Origin of the sequence: Sphingomonas xanthus (assembly GCF_007998985.1) — a bacterium.
In the GTDB taxonomy this organism is placed as follows: Bacteria; Pseudomonadota; Alphaproteobacteria; order Sphingomonadales; family Sphingomonadaceae; genus Sphingomicrobium; species Sphingomicrobium xanthum.
Genome location: NZ_CP041659.1, coordinates 1,340,393 through 1,353,200, shown reverse-complemented (window position 1 = coordinate 1,353,200; position 12,808 = coordinate 1,340,393). Strand labels below are relative to the sequence as shown.

The following is a 12,808-nucleotide window of genomic DNA, read 5'->3' as shown; positions in this document are numbered from 1 at the left end:
CGACATTCCCCAGCCTCAAGCGCTGCTTCCCGTCGATTTTCGCCGCGGTTGCGAGCGGCGCCCGCCGGCCCTATTTCCACGCCTGAACCAATGATGGAGCGGGCGTGACCGAAGAGCAGATTTTGGCGGAATTCCGGGCGGCGGACGCGCTTCTCGAAGGACATTTCATCCTTTCTTCCGGACTTCGCAGCCCGCGTTACCTTCAGTGCGCCCGGGTGCTGATGGACGCCGGCCGGGCCCGGCGGCTGGCCGAAGCGCTGGCCGCCAAGCTTCCGGCGGAGCTTCGCGACTCCATCGACGTCGTCGTCTCGCCGGCGATGGGCGGGGTCATCATCGGCCATGAGATGGGCCGCGCGCTCGGCAAGCCGGCGATGTTCGTCGAACGGCCGGACGGAATCTTTCACCTTCGCCGCGGATTCTCGATCGAACCTGGCCAGCGCGTGTTGATGGTCGAAGACGTTGTCACCACCGGCCTGTCGTCTCGCGAAGCGATCAAGGCCGTTCGCGAGGCCGGGGGCGAAGTGATTGCCGAGGCTGCGCTGGTCGACCGGTCGGGGGGCACCGCCGATCTGGGAATTCCCTTCGTCCCGCTGATCCGCATCGATGTCCCCACTTATGATGCGAAGAATCTGCCCGAAGAACTTGCGGCAATCCCCGCGGTTAAGCCGGGGAGCCGCGCGGCGGCGTGACCCGGCGGCTGCGCCTTGGGGTCAATATCGACCATGTCGCGACGATCAGGAACGCGCGCGGCGGGCCGCACCCCGACCCGGTGCGCGCGGCCCGGCTGGCGGCGGCGGCGGGCGCAGACGGCATCACCGCGCACCTGCGCGAAGATCGGCGCCACATCACCGACGCCGATATCGACCGGCTGATGGGCCAGATCGACCTGCCGTTGAACCTGGAAATGGCGGCGACCGAGGAGATGCTGTCCATCGCCCTCGCCCACCGGCCGCACGCTGCCTGCATCGTTCCTGAAAAGCGGGAGGAGCGAACCACCGAAGGGGGACTCGACGCGGCCGGCCAATTCGCCGCGCTCCTGCCCTTTGTCGCGAGGCTTGCTGATGCCGGTGTCCGCGTTTCCCTGTTCATCGAGCCGAGCGAGCAACAGGTCGAGGCCGCGTTGCGGCTCGGCGCGCCGGTGGTCGAATTCCACACCGGCCGCTACGCCCATGCCGAGGGCGGCGATCAAGCCGCCGAGCTCAGGCGCATTGTCGATTCCGCCGCCCTTGCCGCCAAGAATGGCATCGAACCCCACGCCGGCCATGGCCTGACCTTCGACAATGTCGTTCCCGTCGCCGCCATTCCCCAGCTTGCCGAGCTCAATATCGGCCATTTTCTGGTCGGCGAGGCGATCTTCACCGGGCTGGACGCAAGCGTTCGCCGAATGCGCGCGCTGATGGACGAAGCCCGATGATCGTCGGAATCGGCAGCGACCTTTGCAACATCGACCGGATCCAGAATTCGGTCGACCGCTTCGGCGAACGGTTCCTCAACCGGGTTTTCACCGACACGGAGCGCGCCAAGGCCGCCTCGCGGCCGCACACCATGGCCGGGACGCTGGCCAAGCGCTTTGCCGCCAAGGAAGCCTTTTCCAAGGCGGTCGGTACCGGGTTCAAGCGCGGCGTCTATATGAAGGATATCGGCGTTGCGAATGCGCCGTCGGGCGCGCCGACGCTGCGGCTTACCGGCGGCGCGCTGGCGCGGCTTGACGCCTTGTCCCCGGCAGGCCACGCCATCGAGGTTCATCTGACGATGACCGACGACCACCCTTGGGCACAGGCTTTCGTGATCCTTTACGCCCGCAAGATGGAGCCCTGATTGTCCGAGCGTAGTGAAACCGTCCCCGCGCCTGCGGAGGCGAGCGTGCCGACCGACCCGCAAAAGGAAGGCCGCTGGGCGGCCGCCTGGCGCGAGATCAAGGGGCTTGCCTGGGTGCTGCTGGCGGTACTCGCCTTCCATAGCTTCATCGCCAAGCCCTTTTACATCCCGTCGGAATCGATGATGCCCAACCTGCTTACGGGCGACCGGCTGGTAGTCAGCAAATATCCCTATGGCTGGTCGTTCGTTTCCCCGACCATTCCCAACCCGGCGGCAATCGTGCGCAGCCTGATGCTCGGCAGTCCCGAACCCTGGACGGTAACCTTGCCGGCCAGCGAAAACCGAGTGCTCGGGTCATTGCCCGAACGGGGCGACGTCGTCATCGTCACGCCGCCCGGCGGGAACCAGGACTATATCAAAAGGGTCGTCGGACTTCCCGGCGACATCATCGAAATGCGCGATGGCCGCCTCATTCTGAACGGCCGGCCGGTTCGCGCCGAGGTTCGCCCCGCGGCGATGGTGCCGGTCGACGCCAATTCCCCTTGCGGAATGCACCAATTCTGGGATCGGCGAGTCGAAACCGCCGACGGTTTGTTCTGCCGTCTGCCGATCGTCCGCGAAACGCTGCCTAACGGTGTAAGCTATGATACCGTCGACGACGGCCGCAGCCCTGGCGACGACTATCCCGCGACGCGAATCCCAGCCGGTCATCTGTTCCTGATGGGCGACAACCGCGACCATAGCGCCGACAGCCGCTACTCGCTCGACGAACAGGGCCTCGGCGGCCCGGTGCCCTGGGCCAATATCGGCGGCCGAGCCGAATTCATCACCTTCAGCCTCGACGGCACCACCAGCCTCAATCCACTAAGCTGGCTCCCCGCCTTCCGCGAAGGACGGGCAGGCACCTCGCTTCGCCCTCAGAAGGATTAGACGGATGACCGAGCCGACCGACGAAACGTCCGCCGAACGCCCCGGCCCCGCGGACCTGTCGGGCCGGCTCGTTCGCGAGGAGGCGCGTCGCGCCGCGGTCTGGCTGGGAATGATCCTCGCCATCCTGGCGATGATCTGGTTGGCGCAGCCGATCCTGCTGATCATCGGCGGGCTGGTTTTCGCCGTCATCCTCGACGGCGGGACTCGGCTGCTTGGCCGGGTGTTGCCGATCGGGCGGCCGTGGCGCCTCGCCATCGTCACGCTTGCGGGTTTCGGCTTCATCGCCTGGACCTTCTACTTCGCCGGGACCACGCTGGCCGAACAGGCGGGCGCGCTGCGCGCCGTCGTCACTGCCCAGTCCGAGCGGGCGATGGAATATCTCCGTACGCTGGGACTGATCAGCGAAAGCGGCCTGTCCAATCTTGGCAACCAATTGCTTGGCGGCGTTGGCCGGCTGACAACCGCGCTCAGCACTGCCGTGGGCGTGCTGACCTCCTCGGTCCTCGTCCTGGTGATCGGCATCTTCATCGCGATCGAGCCACGTCTCTATGACCGCGGTGTCGCCTGGATGCTGCCGATGGAGCGGCGCTCCAGCTTCTACGAGATCAGCGATCATGTCGGCTACACGCTGCGCCGCCTGATGGCCGGACGCATCCTGGGCATGGTCGTCGAGGGTGTCGGAACCTGGCTGATGCTGCTGTGGGGCGGGGTACCGATGGCGGCGCTGCTCGGGCTGCTGACCGGCCTGCTCGCCTTCATCCCCAATATCGGCGCGATCGTTTCGGGCTTGCTGATGGTCGCGGTGGGCTTTTCGGCCGGGACCGACGCGGGCATCTGGGCAATCGCCACCTATCTCATCGTCCAGACGGTCGATGGTTATATCATCGTTCCCTATGTCGCGCGGCGCACCGTCGACCTGGCACCTGCGCTGGTCTTGGCGGCGCAGCTCGTGTTCGGCGCGCTGTTCGGTTTCATGGGCCTGCTGCTGGCCGATCCGATCGTCGCTGCGATCAAGACCACCCTGGAAGATGTCAGCCGCAGGAAGGCCGGGGAATCCAAGGATGCCCGGGCGAAGGGCTAGGCCTTACTGGGCGCCCGGTTGCTGCTGCGCCATCAGCGCGGCATTGGGCGCGACCTGAAGGACGTTGACGTCGAAATAAAGGTCGGCGTTGGGCTGGATCGGGCTGCCCTGAGGCGGGTTTGGCCCATAAGCGAGGCGGCCCGGAATGATGATCCGGTATCGACCGCCCTGCTGCATCTGCTGAAGCGCTTGCGAAAAACCGGGAATGACCTGGCCGACCAGCATCGGCGCCGGGCCGCGTCCCTCGGTCGTATCGAACACCGTGCCGTCTTCGGTCTTGCCGGTATATTCGATGATCACACCATCGAGCGGGCCGACCGTCGGGCCGCTACCGGCCTGGACGGTTTCGACTTCAACCATCTTGAAGCTGCCTGCGCCAAGCGTGGCGAGACCGAAGGCGATCAGGACCAGGACGGCGATCGCCAGCCATAGCCGCGTCAGCGAGCCTTTGGCGATGGGACGGAGCGGAACCTGGGAAACCGACATGTCTGCCCTCGCGAAAGGCGTAAATCCAAGGAAGGGAAAGGCCCGGGCTTAGCGGGCGCCTTCACGCTCCATGCGCTTGCGCTCCAGCTTGCGGGCGCGGCGGATTGCGGCTGCGCGCTCGCGAGCGCGCTTTTCGCTCGGCTTCTCATAGTGACGGCGCAGCTTCATCTCGCGGTAGACGCCTTCGCGCTGCAGCTTCTTCTTGAGCGCGCGCAGCGCCTGGTCGACATTATTGTCGCGAACGATGATCTGCATAAACTTCCGTCCAACTCCCTTCGAATTCGCCCGAGATCGACCGGGCAGGCCCGGCGACAACCGGATCGTCCGGTCACAGGATCGCTGAGCAATGAATATGGTGCGCCCGCGCCATGAACGCGTGCGGAAGGCGGCCCCTTAGCAGCGGCTCAAATGCTTTTCAAGGCAGGCCCGGCACGGCCGCTTCACGATGAACCGTTGCCGCGGCGGGGTCAGCGGGGGAAAGATTTGCCTTTGGTTATCGGTGCTTAACCTTCCAACCGCTATAAGAGCCCTCCAACAGCGGAGGGATGAATGTCGTTGAATCGCCGGGAAATGTTGCACCTTGGGGCTGCGGGCGCGGGCGGACTCCTGCTCTCCAGCGCCGGAAGTTCCCAGATTCTCCCTGCGTCGACTTTTGCCGCTCCCGCGGCTCCGCCAACGCCGCCCCGGGCCGCGTTCGCCACACCGACCGCGCCGATCGGCATCAATCCACTGCTGTTCGAAAAGGCCAAGGCTGCGCTCGATTCGCGCAGCTGGATTCACCATCGTGATTTCATCGGCGTGGTCGATTTCGGAGTCGGCTCGGCTGATGCCCGGTTCCACGTCGTTCACCTCCCAAGCGGTCATGTCGAAAGCTTCCGAGTGGCCCATGGCAGCGGTTCCGATCGGCGCCATACCGGCTTCCTCGATCATTTCTCGAACCGGCCCGGCTCTGAGGCAACGTCGAACGGCGCCTATACGACCGCCGAGACCTATCACGGCAAATATGGCCTCTCGATGAAGGTGAACGGCCTCGACTGGACCAACAATAACGCCATGTCCCGGGCCATCGTCATCCACAACGCCTGGTATGCCGAGCCCGAAATGGTCGACATTCACGGCAAGCTCGGGCGCTCGCAGGGCTGTTTTGCGTTCAGCCGCAAGGACCAGTGGAACGTAATGCAGCGGTTGGGCGGCGGCCGCCTGATCTACGCCGACAAGCTGGCCTGAACCCAAAAATTTCGAACTTGCTGCGCGCCGCCGGCCTGCTGAGCCGGCGACTCGTCCCTAGTTACTGGCGACCCTGGTTGCCGGAGTAGCCGGCGCCAGGCCCTTCTTGTCGAGCAGCGCCTCGATAACCTTGGCGTCCCGCTTGTATAGGTCGTTATAGGCAACGATCGTTCCGTCATTGAGGGCCGCAACGCTGAAATAGACGATGTGCACGGGGACCGGGGTTACGAACTTAGCCTCGACCGTCTTCTTCGATGCAAGCACCTCGTCGATCCTCGCCCGCGTCCATTCGCCACCGCCGTCGCTGCCCAGTTCGGCGGCGAGGTCGTGGATGTTCTGCGTGCGCACGCAGCCATGCGACAATGCCCGAATCTGGCTATTAAAGCGGCTGCGCGCATTGGTGTCGTGCAAGTAGATGGCATGTTCGTTGGGCATGACGAATTTCATCTGGCCGAGCGCGTTCGACGGCCCCGGGGGCTGCCTCCAGCGCTGGACCTTGCCGTCCTTCCCCTTGACCGCGACATAGCCCGGCTTGCCCGCAACTTCGGGGGCGATACTCCTGGGAACTTCCCACCATGGATTGAGGATCACGCCTGTCGCCATCGCGGTCAGCTGCGGGGTCGGGGTCTTGATTGCGCCGGCGACTGCGCGCTGCTTCCACCGCGTCGTGCCGTCTTCGACCAGTGTCGCGTAGAATGCCGGAACGTTGACGATGATATATTTCTGGCCAAGGTCGCGGGGCAGCCAGCGCCAACGATCCATGTTGAGCCGGATCTTGTTGACCTTGTCGATTTCGCTTCGCGGAGTGACCTGCAGCGCATGCTTGAGCGCGCCATATTGCGGGTGGGTCGGAAGCAGGCCGTCCAGCGCCTCCGCCAGCTTATTGGATCCGAGCGCATAGGCCAGCAACTGGCGCTGACGCGTTTCATCGAGATCGCGGTCGACAATGTGCCAATCGATCCGGGCCTCGCCGCGGACATGGCCCAGCGCAAGGTCCGATGACAGCCGGTTGAACCGATCGGTAGCGGCCGCAGACATCGCCATCGGGTCGCCCCCGGCGATCGCCCTGAGCAACCCGTCCGGATCATAATCCGCCGGAGCAAGCCCTTCGCGACTCACATTGTAGATATAGTTGAGCAGCGCCTGGGCCTGCGGAACCTGCCATACCAGCGCCGGAGCGGGTTCGGAAACGGCCGTTCCTTCGGGAAGCGGGGCGATCGGGTCAGCATTCTGGGCCAGCGCGCCATAAAGCGGCAGGGCCGCGACCATCGCGAAGACTGAAACCCGATTCCGAAGCAACTTCGACACTAGTCCTTACCCCTGCTGCTGATGTGCTGCGGCGCTGCGCCGCTCCTCCTGTCTACCAGTTCCAGACATACACAGGATGAACCACCCCATCCAGAGGCACGCAGTCGCGATCGGAACGTTGCGAACCAACTATTAAACAGTTGGGAAGTATGACGGAATCGCCCGTTACGATAAGATCGGAGAAGGTCATGTCCTCGCGTTTCCAGCTTCATGGCGACATGATCCCGCGCAGCGTGAAGCGGATGTTCGACCAGCGCAACGAGGAGCGGACCGAATTTGCCTCCCGGACCGGGGCGCTGACGCTGCGAGGCCGCACCCGGGTAGTGAACATCGTCAACCTCTCTGCCTCCGGCGCGATGATTTCCTTTGCCGGGGACGCGCACATCGGCGAAACCGTGACGCTTCAACATCTTGACCGCGTGCGCCGGACAGGTCAGGTGCGATGGCTGCGCGACGGACGGATGGGCATATCTTTCGCCGGACCGCTGGAGTAGCGGGCGTGGAGATGGGGTTCCGGATGATCAAGGCGCGGATCGAAGAAGCGCGGGACGAGCGACGACGAACGCCTCGCATGTCAGTCGAGATTGGCGCGCGCGTGCGCGAGTTGGGAAGCGAAGGCTTCGAAGCCCGGGTTCTCAACATTTCCGAGACTGGCTTCATGGCCGAAGCGGACGGCGACCTCGAGGTCGGGACGCGCATCTGGCTGATCCTGCCAGGCCGTGAGCGGGCCAATGCCCTTGTCAAATGGATCGCCGGCAACAAGATCGGCGCGGAATTCACCGAGCCGATTTCGCTCGATGGCCTTGCCGCCTAGCGGCCCAGCGCGCGCTTCACCGCCGGTACAATCCCCGTCACCATCCGCTTCACGCCGGCGAAAGTCGGATGCAAGCCGTCAGCCTGAACCATGCCGGGCTGCGCCGCGACACCGTCAAGCAGGAAGGGATAGAGCGCCGCCCGATGTCGTTGCGCAAGCGCCGGGTAGATCGCGTCAAACCGCTGGACATAGTCCGGGTCAAGGTTGGGCGCGGCGCGCATGCCGGACACCAGCACCGGGATCTCTCGCCGATTGAGGTCGACCATCATCTCATCGAGGTTGGCTTCGGTCAGCGCAGGATCGAGCCCGCGCAGCATATCGTTGGCCCCAAGTTCGAGGATCACCAGGTCAGGCTTCCTGACCATGCCATCGAGGGTCCAGCCGAGCCGAGCCTTGCCCGCCTCGCTGGTATCGCCCGACACCCCCGCGTCGACCACCTCCACGGCAATCCCATGCCGGCGCAGCGTCGCCTGCAGCTGCGGCACGAAGCCAAGGCCCGGCTCAAGGCCATAACCGGCGGTCAAACTGTCCCCGAAAGCGAGCACCAGTGGTCGTTCCTTGACGGGAGCGGCAGCCGTCAGGCTGATCGACAGAATGGCGGCGGCGATCGACCGGCGGATCATCTGTCCAACGTGGGGCCATTGTCGCCCCCGCGCAAGCTCCCTAGCTATTCCCACCATGGGCCAGCCGTTAATCGACATCGACGACATTCACCTCACCCTCGGTGAAGGCGACGTCCGAACCGATATCCTCAAGGGGGTGAGCCTGGCGCTGGACGCCGGCGAAACGGTCGCGGTGCTCGGCCCTTCCGGTTCCGGCAAGAGCTCCTTGATGGCGGTGATCGCCGGACTTGAGCGCGCCGACCGAGGCAGCGTGTCTCTCGCCGGAACGCAGATCGGGGAACTGGGTGAAGACGCGCTGGCCCGGCTGCGGGGACGGTCGCTGGGGATCATCCTCCAGGCCTTCCACCTGCTGCCGACGATGACTGCGCTGGAAAATGTCGCGGTCCCGCTGGAGCTCGCTGGGATCACCAATGCGCGCGAGCGCGCGGCGGCGGAACTTCAGTCCGTCGGGCTTGGCCATCGCCTGGCGCATTATCCAGCCCAATTGTCAGGCGGCGAGCAGCAGCGGGTCGCCATTGCCCGCGCGACCGCGCCGCGGCCCCAACTGCTGCTGGCCGACGAGCCGACCGGTAACCTCGACAGCGCGACGGGCGGCCAGATCATCGACCTGCTGTTCGACCGTGCCAGCCAGGCGGGCGCCGGGCTGCTGGTCATCACCCACGACCCGGCGGTTGCCGCCCGTGCCTCGCGGATCGTCCGCATGTCCGACGGCCGGCTGGTCGCGGACGCCGCATGAAGGAAGTGTGGCGGCTCGCGCTGCGGGACCTTAGGGGCGGACTTTCGGGACTTGGCCTTTTGTGGCTTTGCCTCGCCGTTGCCGTCGCCGGCCTTGCCTCGGTCACGAGCCTGGCCTCTTCGATCGATTCCGCTATCGCCGCCAACGGGCGCTCGCTGCTTGGCGGTGACCTCGTCCTCAGCGTTGCCCAGCGCGAAGCGAACCCCGCAGAGCGCGCTGCGATCGACCGACTCGGAACCTCTTCGAGAAGCGTCATGACCCGCGCCATGCTGGTGGCGCCCGATGGTCGCAGCCTGCTGGCGGAACTGTCCGGCGTGGATTCGCGCTGGCCACTTGCCGGCGGCGTAAGCTGGGTTGCCGGGGGAAGCCGTCCGCAGGGCGCCGAAGTCGCCATCGGACGCGAGGTCTCCGAGCGGCTGGAGCTTGGTGTTGGCGATTCGCTGCGAATCGGCAATGCTGCATTCCGAATCTCCGCCATCGTCGAAAAATTGCCGCGCTCCGCCGGGTTCGCGCTCGCACCGCCCGCGATCATGGACGAGTCCGGATTGGCGATGACCGGACTGATCCAGCCGGGCAGCCTGACTGCCACCAGTTATCGCCTGCTCCTACCGGCCGGGGTCGACGCCGACGCCGCCGGCAAGGCCTTTCAGCAACGCTTCCCCGACGGCGGCTGGCGCGCCACCAGTCGGGATGAGGCCGGATCGGGCACGCGCCGCTTTATCGACAGGTTGGGGCAGATGCTGTTGCTGGTCGCCCTGTCGGCACTGGCGATCGGCGGGCTCGGAATGTCGAGCGCGGCCGCGGCATTCGCTGCCTCGCGCCGACCGACCATTGCAATTTTGAAGCTGGTCGGAGCCAGTCGCGGCACCGTCAACGCGATACTGCTGGTCCAGATTGGCCTGATTTCCGGGCTCGCGGTCCTTGCCGGCCTGCTGGTTGGCGCGGCGGCGCCGGCGACGGTCGCCCGGTTCACCGCCGACCTTCTGCCAGTCGCTCCCGACAGCTCGCCCCAATGGGTAGCGCTTGGGCAGGCCGCGATGTTCGGCCTGCTGATCTCCTTTGCCGCCAGCTGGCGAACGGTCTCCACCGCGGGCGATACCAGGCCGGCACGGCTGCTTCGCGGTGACCTCGGCAATGGCGAACCGCCCAAATGGCGGAGCTTCCTGCTGCCCGGGCTTGCGCTGGCGCTTGCCGCGGCACTCGCGATCGGCACGGCAAGCGATCCGCAATTCGCCGCAATCGGCATCGGCGCGATCGCGGGCCTCTGCCTGCTATTCGCGCTGGTGGGGAGCCTGATCCGTCTTGCCGCACGCGGTGCCCGCCATCTTGGCGGACCCATCACCAGGCTCGGCGTCGCCGCGCTCGACCGGCCGGGCGCGGCGACCGGACGCTTGGCAGTCTCGCTCGGTCTTGGTCTTACCCTGCTGGTGACTCTGGCGGCGACGGCGCAGGGCGTGCTGGCCGAAATCGATACCAATATCCCGCGCCGGGCGCCGGCGCTGTTTCTGGTCGACATTCCGCCGTCCAAGGGGGAGCGGTTTCGCACGCTGGTCGAAGCCCGCGCCCCAGGGTCAGAGGTGAGGCTGGTCCCGTCACTGCGCGGTCCGGTAACCAAGGTGAACGGCACCCGGGTCGCCGACCTGCAGACCATCCCCGAAGGGGCCTGGATCCTGCGCGGTGATCGCGGCCTGACATTCGCTGAGCGCCTACCTCCCGCCAACCGGGTGGTCGCCGGTCAATGGTGGCCGGCGGATTATCGCGGTCCGCCACTGATCAGCCTTGATGTCGATGCGGCGCGCGCGCTCGACCTCAAGGTCGGCGATAGCCTGACCATTGCCATCCTTGGCCGGCCTATTGACGCGCGGATCGCATCGCTGCGGGAAATCGACTGGCGCAGTTTTGGCTTCAACTTCGCCATCATCTTCTCGCCCGGCGCACTTCAAGGCGCACCCTATACGCTCATGGCGACCGTCGCGCCTGTCGAAGGCCGGTCGACCGTCGCGCTTGAAGGGACGCTGACCGCCGAATTGCCGATGGTCAGCGCAATTCGCGTTTCCGAAGTCGTCGAGGAAGCGAAGACACTGCTTAAATCGATCGACGGGGCGGTTCGGATCGCAACGGTCTTCGCCATCCTGATGGGAATGATCGTGCTTGCCGGATCGGTAGTTGCGACCCGCCGCCAGCGCGCCCGCGAAATCGTCCTGCTGCGGCTTGTCGGCGCGACCCGCGGTGAAGTGACCCGAAGCCAGCTGGTCGAATTTGCACTTCTTGCCACCGCTGTGGCCTCGGTGGCGTTCGGGGCCGGCACTCTCGCGGCGCGCTGGGTGGTGGTGGAGCAGTTCGAATTTGCGTTCCGGCCCGACTGGGCGGCGCTGGCGACCATCCCGCTTGGGGCAATCCTTCTCGCGGTGCTGGCGGCACTCGCCGCTGCGATGCCGGCGCTCAACGCGCGTCCCGCCGAGGGACTGCGAACGCTGTAAGTTGGTGCATCGATGCAACCCATTGGAACTTCGGTCGTTCTGTTTCGCCGAAAGGAATGTCCGATGGCTTCAGTTCCCACACTGGGCGATTTGCAGATGAAACATGACCCGGCGGGGCGCGGTTACCATGTCGTCTATCGCGAACATGAAGTGAACCACTGCCCCGGTTGCGGCCGGACGCAATGGCTGATCGGCCGCGTGTCGGCGGAATGCGCTTTCTGCGCCACGGCACTGCCTCTGGCCGAAGCGAGCATGCGTCATCATAATGGCCCGATCGTTATCCAGCACCGCAACCGCGATACATCGCCCGCATGGGCGGCCTGATCGCCTAAGCCGAAGCCCTTACCGGCGTCGTCGCATTGCAAAGATCCACACCGCCGGCGGGACGAATGTAAAAATCGTCCCGCCGGTTTTTCTTGACGTGCAGCCAGGCGGCGAAGCTCTGGCTCTTCTCGTCGAGATATTCGAAGCGGGGCCGCTCGTCCTCGGCGATCGTCGAGGCCATTTGTACGTTGACGATCGGCACGTCGGATGCCCGTTCCTTGTAGAAACCGAGCGCCTCGGTTCCGCGCGGCAAGCTCGAAAGATGCTCGATGCCGCTTACCACCCGTCCGACATTGGCAATAACCCGGTCGAGCGCGCGCGGTCCGTGACCGATCACCGCGTATAGTTCGCCGCCCATTCCGGTATCGGGTGAAAGGTCCCGGCCGACGCCGACGCTGGCATAGCAATGAGCGAGGGTAGCGGTTGCGGCGCGCGAATCGACCGCCACCGGCCAGCCCTTCGCGTAGCCGACCATCGCAGCATAGGGATCAGGCGACCCCAGCGGCACGACATCCAGCCCGGACAGCGGGCGCTCATATTCGGCGGGCGGCTGCTTGACGACGCCGGCGGGTAGCGGCTTGTCGGTTTCGTTATTCCCCCATTGCGCGACATAATTGTCATGGACCCGATAAACCGCCGCGCCCTGCCAATAGCCGGTGCGGGCCAGCGCCTTGATGTTGCGGACATGTACTGGCGCGAAGTCGGGCGCGAGCTGGATCACGACCCGCCGATTACCGGCAAGATCGATCACCATCAGGTCGTCGGCAGGAATCGCGACCCATTCCTCCGCCTTCGATGCGGCAAGGATGCTGGTCGGGGTCGCGCCAGCCGGGAACGATACCGAAGGCACAACCGGCGGGGGCGGGCTGGACGCGACCATCCCGCCTTCATCGCGGGTCTGGCAGGCCGTCAGCAGGTAGGCGGACAATAGGACGAAATGACGCATCGAAGTTCCCCCGGGTGCATCCCCCGCGAAAGGGG

16 protein-coding genes are annotated in these 12,808 nt (G+C 65.4%); 11 read left to right on the top strand and 5 right to left on the bottom strand.

Annotated elements, in window-relative coordinates:
* Positions 1–104 precede the first annotated feature (104 nt).
* The 5 genes from pyrE to FMM02_RS06790 are packed head-to-tail and all read left to right on the top strand — an operon-like array spanning position 105 to position 3,829.
* Positions 105–689 carry an orotate phosphoribosyltransferase gene (gene pyrE / locus FMM02_RS06810; RefSeq protein WP_147494143.1) on the top strand — a complete coding sequence of 195 codons (585 nt, stop codon included), beginning with the start codon at positions 105–107 and terminating at the stop codon, positions 687–689.
* Positions 686–1,414, top strand: coding sequence for a pyridoxine 5'-phosphate synthase (locus FMM02_RS06805; protein WP_147494142.1), 729 nt, complete (start codon positions 686–688; stop codon positions 1,412–1,414). The genes pyrE and FMM02_RS06805 overlap by 4 nt, the downstream gene beginning before the upstream one ends.
* Positions 1,411–1,818: a holo-ACP synthase gene (acpS, locus tag FMM02_RS06800; RefSeq protein ID WP_147494141.1), complete on the top strand. Its 408-nt coding sequence runs from the start codon at positions 1,411–1,413 to the stop codon at positions 1,816–1,818. The genes FMM02_RS06805 and acpS overlap by 4 nt, the downstream gene beginning before the upstream one ends.
* Positions 1,819–2,748: a signal peptidase I gene (gene lepB / locus FMM02_RS06795; RefSeq protein WP_147494140.1), complete on the top strand. Its 930-nt coding sequence runs from the start codon at positions 1,819–1,821 to the stop codon at positions 2,746–2,748.
* Positions 2,749–2,752: 4 nt separating this feature from the next.
* Positions 2,753–3,829 (top strand): AI-2E family transporter, encoded by a 1,077-nt coding sequence (locus FMM02_RS06790; protein ID WP_147494139.1) that lies wholly within the window; start codon positions 2,753–2,755, stop codon positions 3,827–3,829.
* A 3-nt stretch (positions 3,830–3,832) separates the two neighbouring features.
* Here FMM02_RS06790 and FMM02_RS06785 read toward each other — a convergent pair whose 3' ends face one another.
* Positions 3,833–4,315: an FKBP-type peptidyl-prolyl cis-trans isomerase gene (locus FMM02_RS06785; RefSeq protein ID WP_147494138.1), complete on the bottom strand. Its 483-nt coding sequence runs from the start codon at positions 4,313–4,315 to the stop codon at positions 3,833–3,835.
* 48 nt (positions 4,316–4,363) lie between these two features.
* A complete protein-coding gene (gene rpsU, locus FMM02_RS06780) occupies positions 4,364–4,570 on the bottom strand; it encodes a 30S ribosomal protein S21 (RefSeq protein WP_119533862.1) in 207 nt (68 codons plus the stop codon).
* A 294-nt stretch (positions 4,571–4,864) separates the two neighbouring features.
* Here rpsU and FMM02_RS06775 point away from each other — a divergent pair, with 294 nt between their 5' ends.
* Positions 4,865–5,542 (top strand): murein L,D-transpeptidase catalytic domain-containing protein, encoded by a 678-nt coding sequence (locus FMM02_RS06775; protein WP_147494137.1) that lies wholly within the window; start codon positions 4,865–4,867, stop codon positions 5,540–5,542.
* A 57-nt stretch (positions 5,543–5,599) separates the two neighbouring features.
* On the opposite strand, the gene FMM02_RS06770 is transcribed toward FMM02_RS06775, so the two are convergent.
* A complete protein-coding gene (locus FMM02_RS06770; protein ID WP_187107717.1) occupies positions 5,600–6,841 on the bottom strand; it encodes a L,D-transpeptidase family protein in 1,242 nt (413 codons plus the stop codon).
* A gap of 197 nt (positions 6,842–7,038) precedes the next feature.
* On the opposite strand from FMM02_RS06770, the gene FMM02_RS06765 reads away from it, so the two are divergent.
* Together FMM02_RS06765 and FMM02_RS06760 are read left to right on the top strand one after the other, a co-directional pair.
* Positions 7,039–7,344: a PilZ domain-containing protein gene (locus tag FMM02_RS06765; RefSeq protein WP_187107716.1), complete on the top strand. Its 306-nt coding sequence runs from the start codon at positions 7,039–7,041 to the stop codon at positions 7,342–7,344.
* Positions 7,345–7,355: 11 nt separating this feature from the next.
* The gene (locus tag FMM02_RS06760) at positions 7,356–7,664 is read left to right on the top strand and encodes a PilZ domain-containing protein (RefSeq protein ID WP_246104859.1); all 309 of its coding nucleotides are present in this window, start codon (positions 7,356–7,358) and stop codon (positions 7,662–7,664) included.
* Here the strand turns inward: FMM02_RS06760 and FMM02_RS06755 are convergent.
* A complete protein-coding gene (locus FMM02_RS06755; protein ID WP_147494133.1) occupies positions 7,661–8,287 on the bottom strand; it encodes an arylesterase in 627 nt (208 codons plus the stop codon). The genes FMM02_RS06760 and FMM02_RS06755 overlap by 4 nt on opposite strands.
* Before the next feature lie 55 nt (positions 8,288–8,342).
* Here FMM02_RS06755 and FMM02_RS06750 point away from each other — a divergent pair, with 55 nt between their 5' ends.
* The 3 genes from FMM02_RS06750 to FMM02_RS06740 all read left to right on the top strand — a co-directional run bounded on the left by FMM02_RS06750 (position 8,343) and on the right by FMM02_RS06740 (position 11,827).
* A complete protein-coding gene (locus tag FMM02_RS06750; RefSeq protein ID WP_147494132.1) occupies positions 8,343–9,023 on the top strand; it encodes an ABC transporter ATP-binding protein in 681 nt (226 codons plus the stop codon).
* Positions 9,020–11,503, top strand: coding sequence for an ABC transporter permease (locus tag FMM02_RS06745; RefSeq protein ID WP_147494131.1), 2,484 nt, complete (start codon positions 9,020–9,022; stop codon positions 11,501–11,503). The genes FMM02_RS06750 and FMM02_RS06745 overlap by 4 nt, the downstream gene beginning before the upstream one ends.
* Before the next feature lie 63 nt (positions 11,504–11,566).
* Positions 11,567–11,827, top strand: coding sequence for a hypothetical protein (locus tag FMM02_RS06740; protein ID WP_147494130.1), 261 nt, complete (start codon positions 11,567–11,569; stop codon positions 11,825–11,827).
* A gap of 4 nt (positions 11,828–11,831) precedes the next feature.
* On the opposite strand, the gene FMM02_RS06735 is transcribed toward FMM02_RS06740, so the two are convergent.
* The gene (locus tag FMM02_RS06735; RefSeq protein WP_246104742.1) at positions 11,832–12,773 is read right to left on the bottom strand and encodes a peptidylprolyl isomerase; all 942 of its coding nucleotides are present in this window, start codon (positions 12,771–12,773) and stop codon (positions 11,832–11,834) included.
* Positions 12,774–12,808: the final 35 nt, after the last annotated feature.

Excerpts from the sequence above, each read along its gene's own strand:
- acpS (WP_147494141.1), top strand. The coding sequence starts at position 1,411 with ATGATCGTCGGAATCGGCAGCGACCTTTGCAACATCGACCGGATCCAG.
- FMM02_RS06790 (WP_147494139.1), top strand. The coding sequence starts at position 2,753 with ATGACCGAGCCGACCGACGAAACGTCCGCCGAACGCCCCGGCCCCGCG.
- FMM02_RS06785 (WP_147494138.1), bottom strand. The coding sequence starts at position 4,315 with ATGTCGGTTTCCCAGGTTCCGCTCCGTCCCATCGCCAAAGGCTCGCTG.
- rpsU (WP_119533862.1), bottom strand. The coding sequence starts at position 4,570 with ATGCAGATCATCGTTCGCGACAATAATGTCGACCAGGCGCTGCGCGCG.
- FMM02_RS06775 (WP_147494137.1), top strand. The coding sequence starts at position 4,865 with ATGTCGTTGAATCGCCGGGAAATGTTGCACCTTGGGGCTGCGGGCGCG.
- FMM02_RS06765 (WP_187107716.1), top strand. The coding sequence starts at position 7,039 with ATGTCCTCGCGTTTCCAGCTTCATGGCGACATGATCCCGCGCAGCGTG.
- FMM02_RS06760 (WP_246104859.1), top strand. The coding sequence starts at position 7,356 with ATGGGGTTCCGGATGATCAAGGCGCGGATCGAAGAAGCGCGGGACGAG.
- FMM02_RS06755 (WP_147494133.1), bottom strand. The coding sequence starts at position 8,287 with ATGATCCGCCGGTCGATCGCCGCCGCCATTCTGTCGATCAGCCTGACG.
- FMM02_RS06750 (WP_147494132.1), top strand. The coding sequence starts at position 8,343 with ATGGGCCAGCCGTTAATCGACATCGACGACATTCACCTCACCCTCGGT.
- FMM02_RS06745 (WP_147494131.1), top strand. The coding sequence starts at position 9,020 with ATGAAGGAAGTGTGGCGGCTCGCGCTGCGGGACCTTAGGGGCGGACTT.
- FMM02_RS06740 (WP_147494130.1), top strand. The coding sequence starts at position 11,567 with ATGGCTTCAGTTCCCACACTGGGCGATTTGCAGATGAAACATGACCCG.
- FMM02_RS06735 (WP_246104742.1), bottom strand. The coding sequence starts at position 12,773 with ATGCGTCATTTCGTCCTATTGTCCGCCTACCTGCTGACGGCCTGCCAG.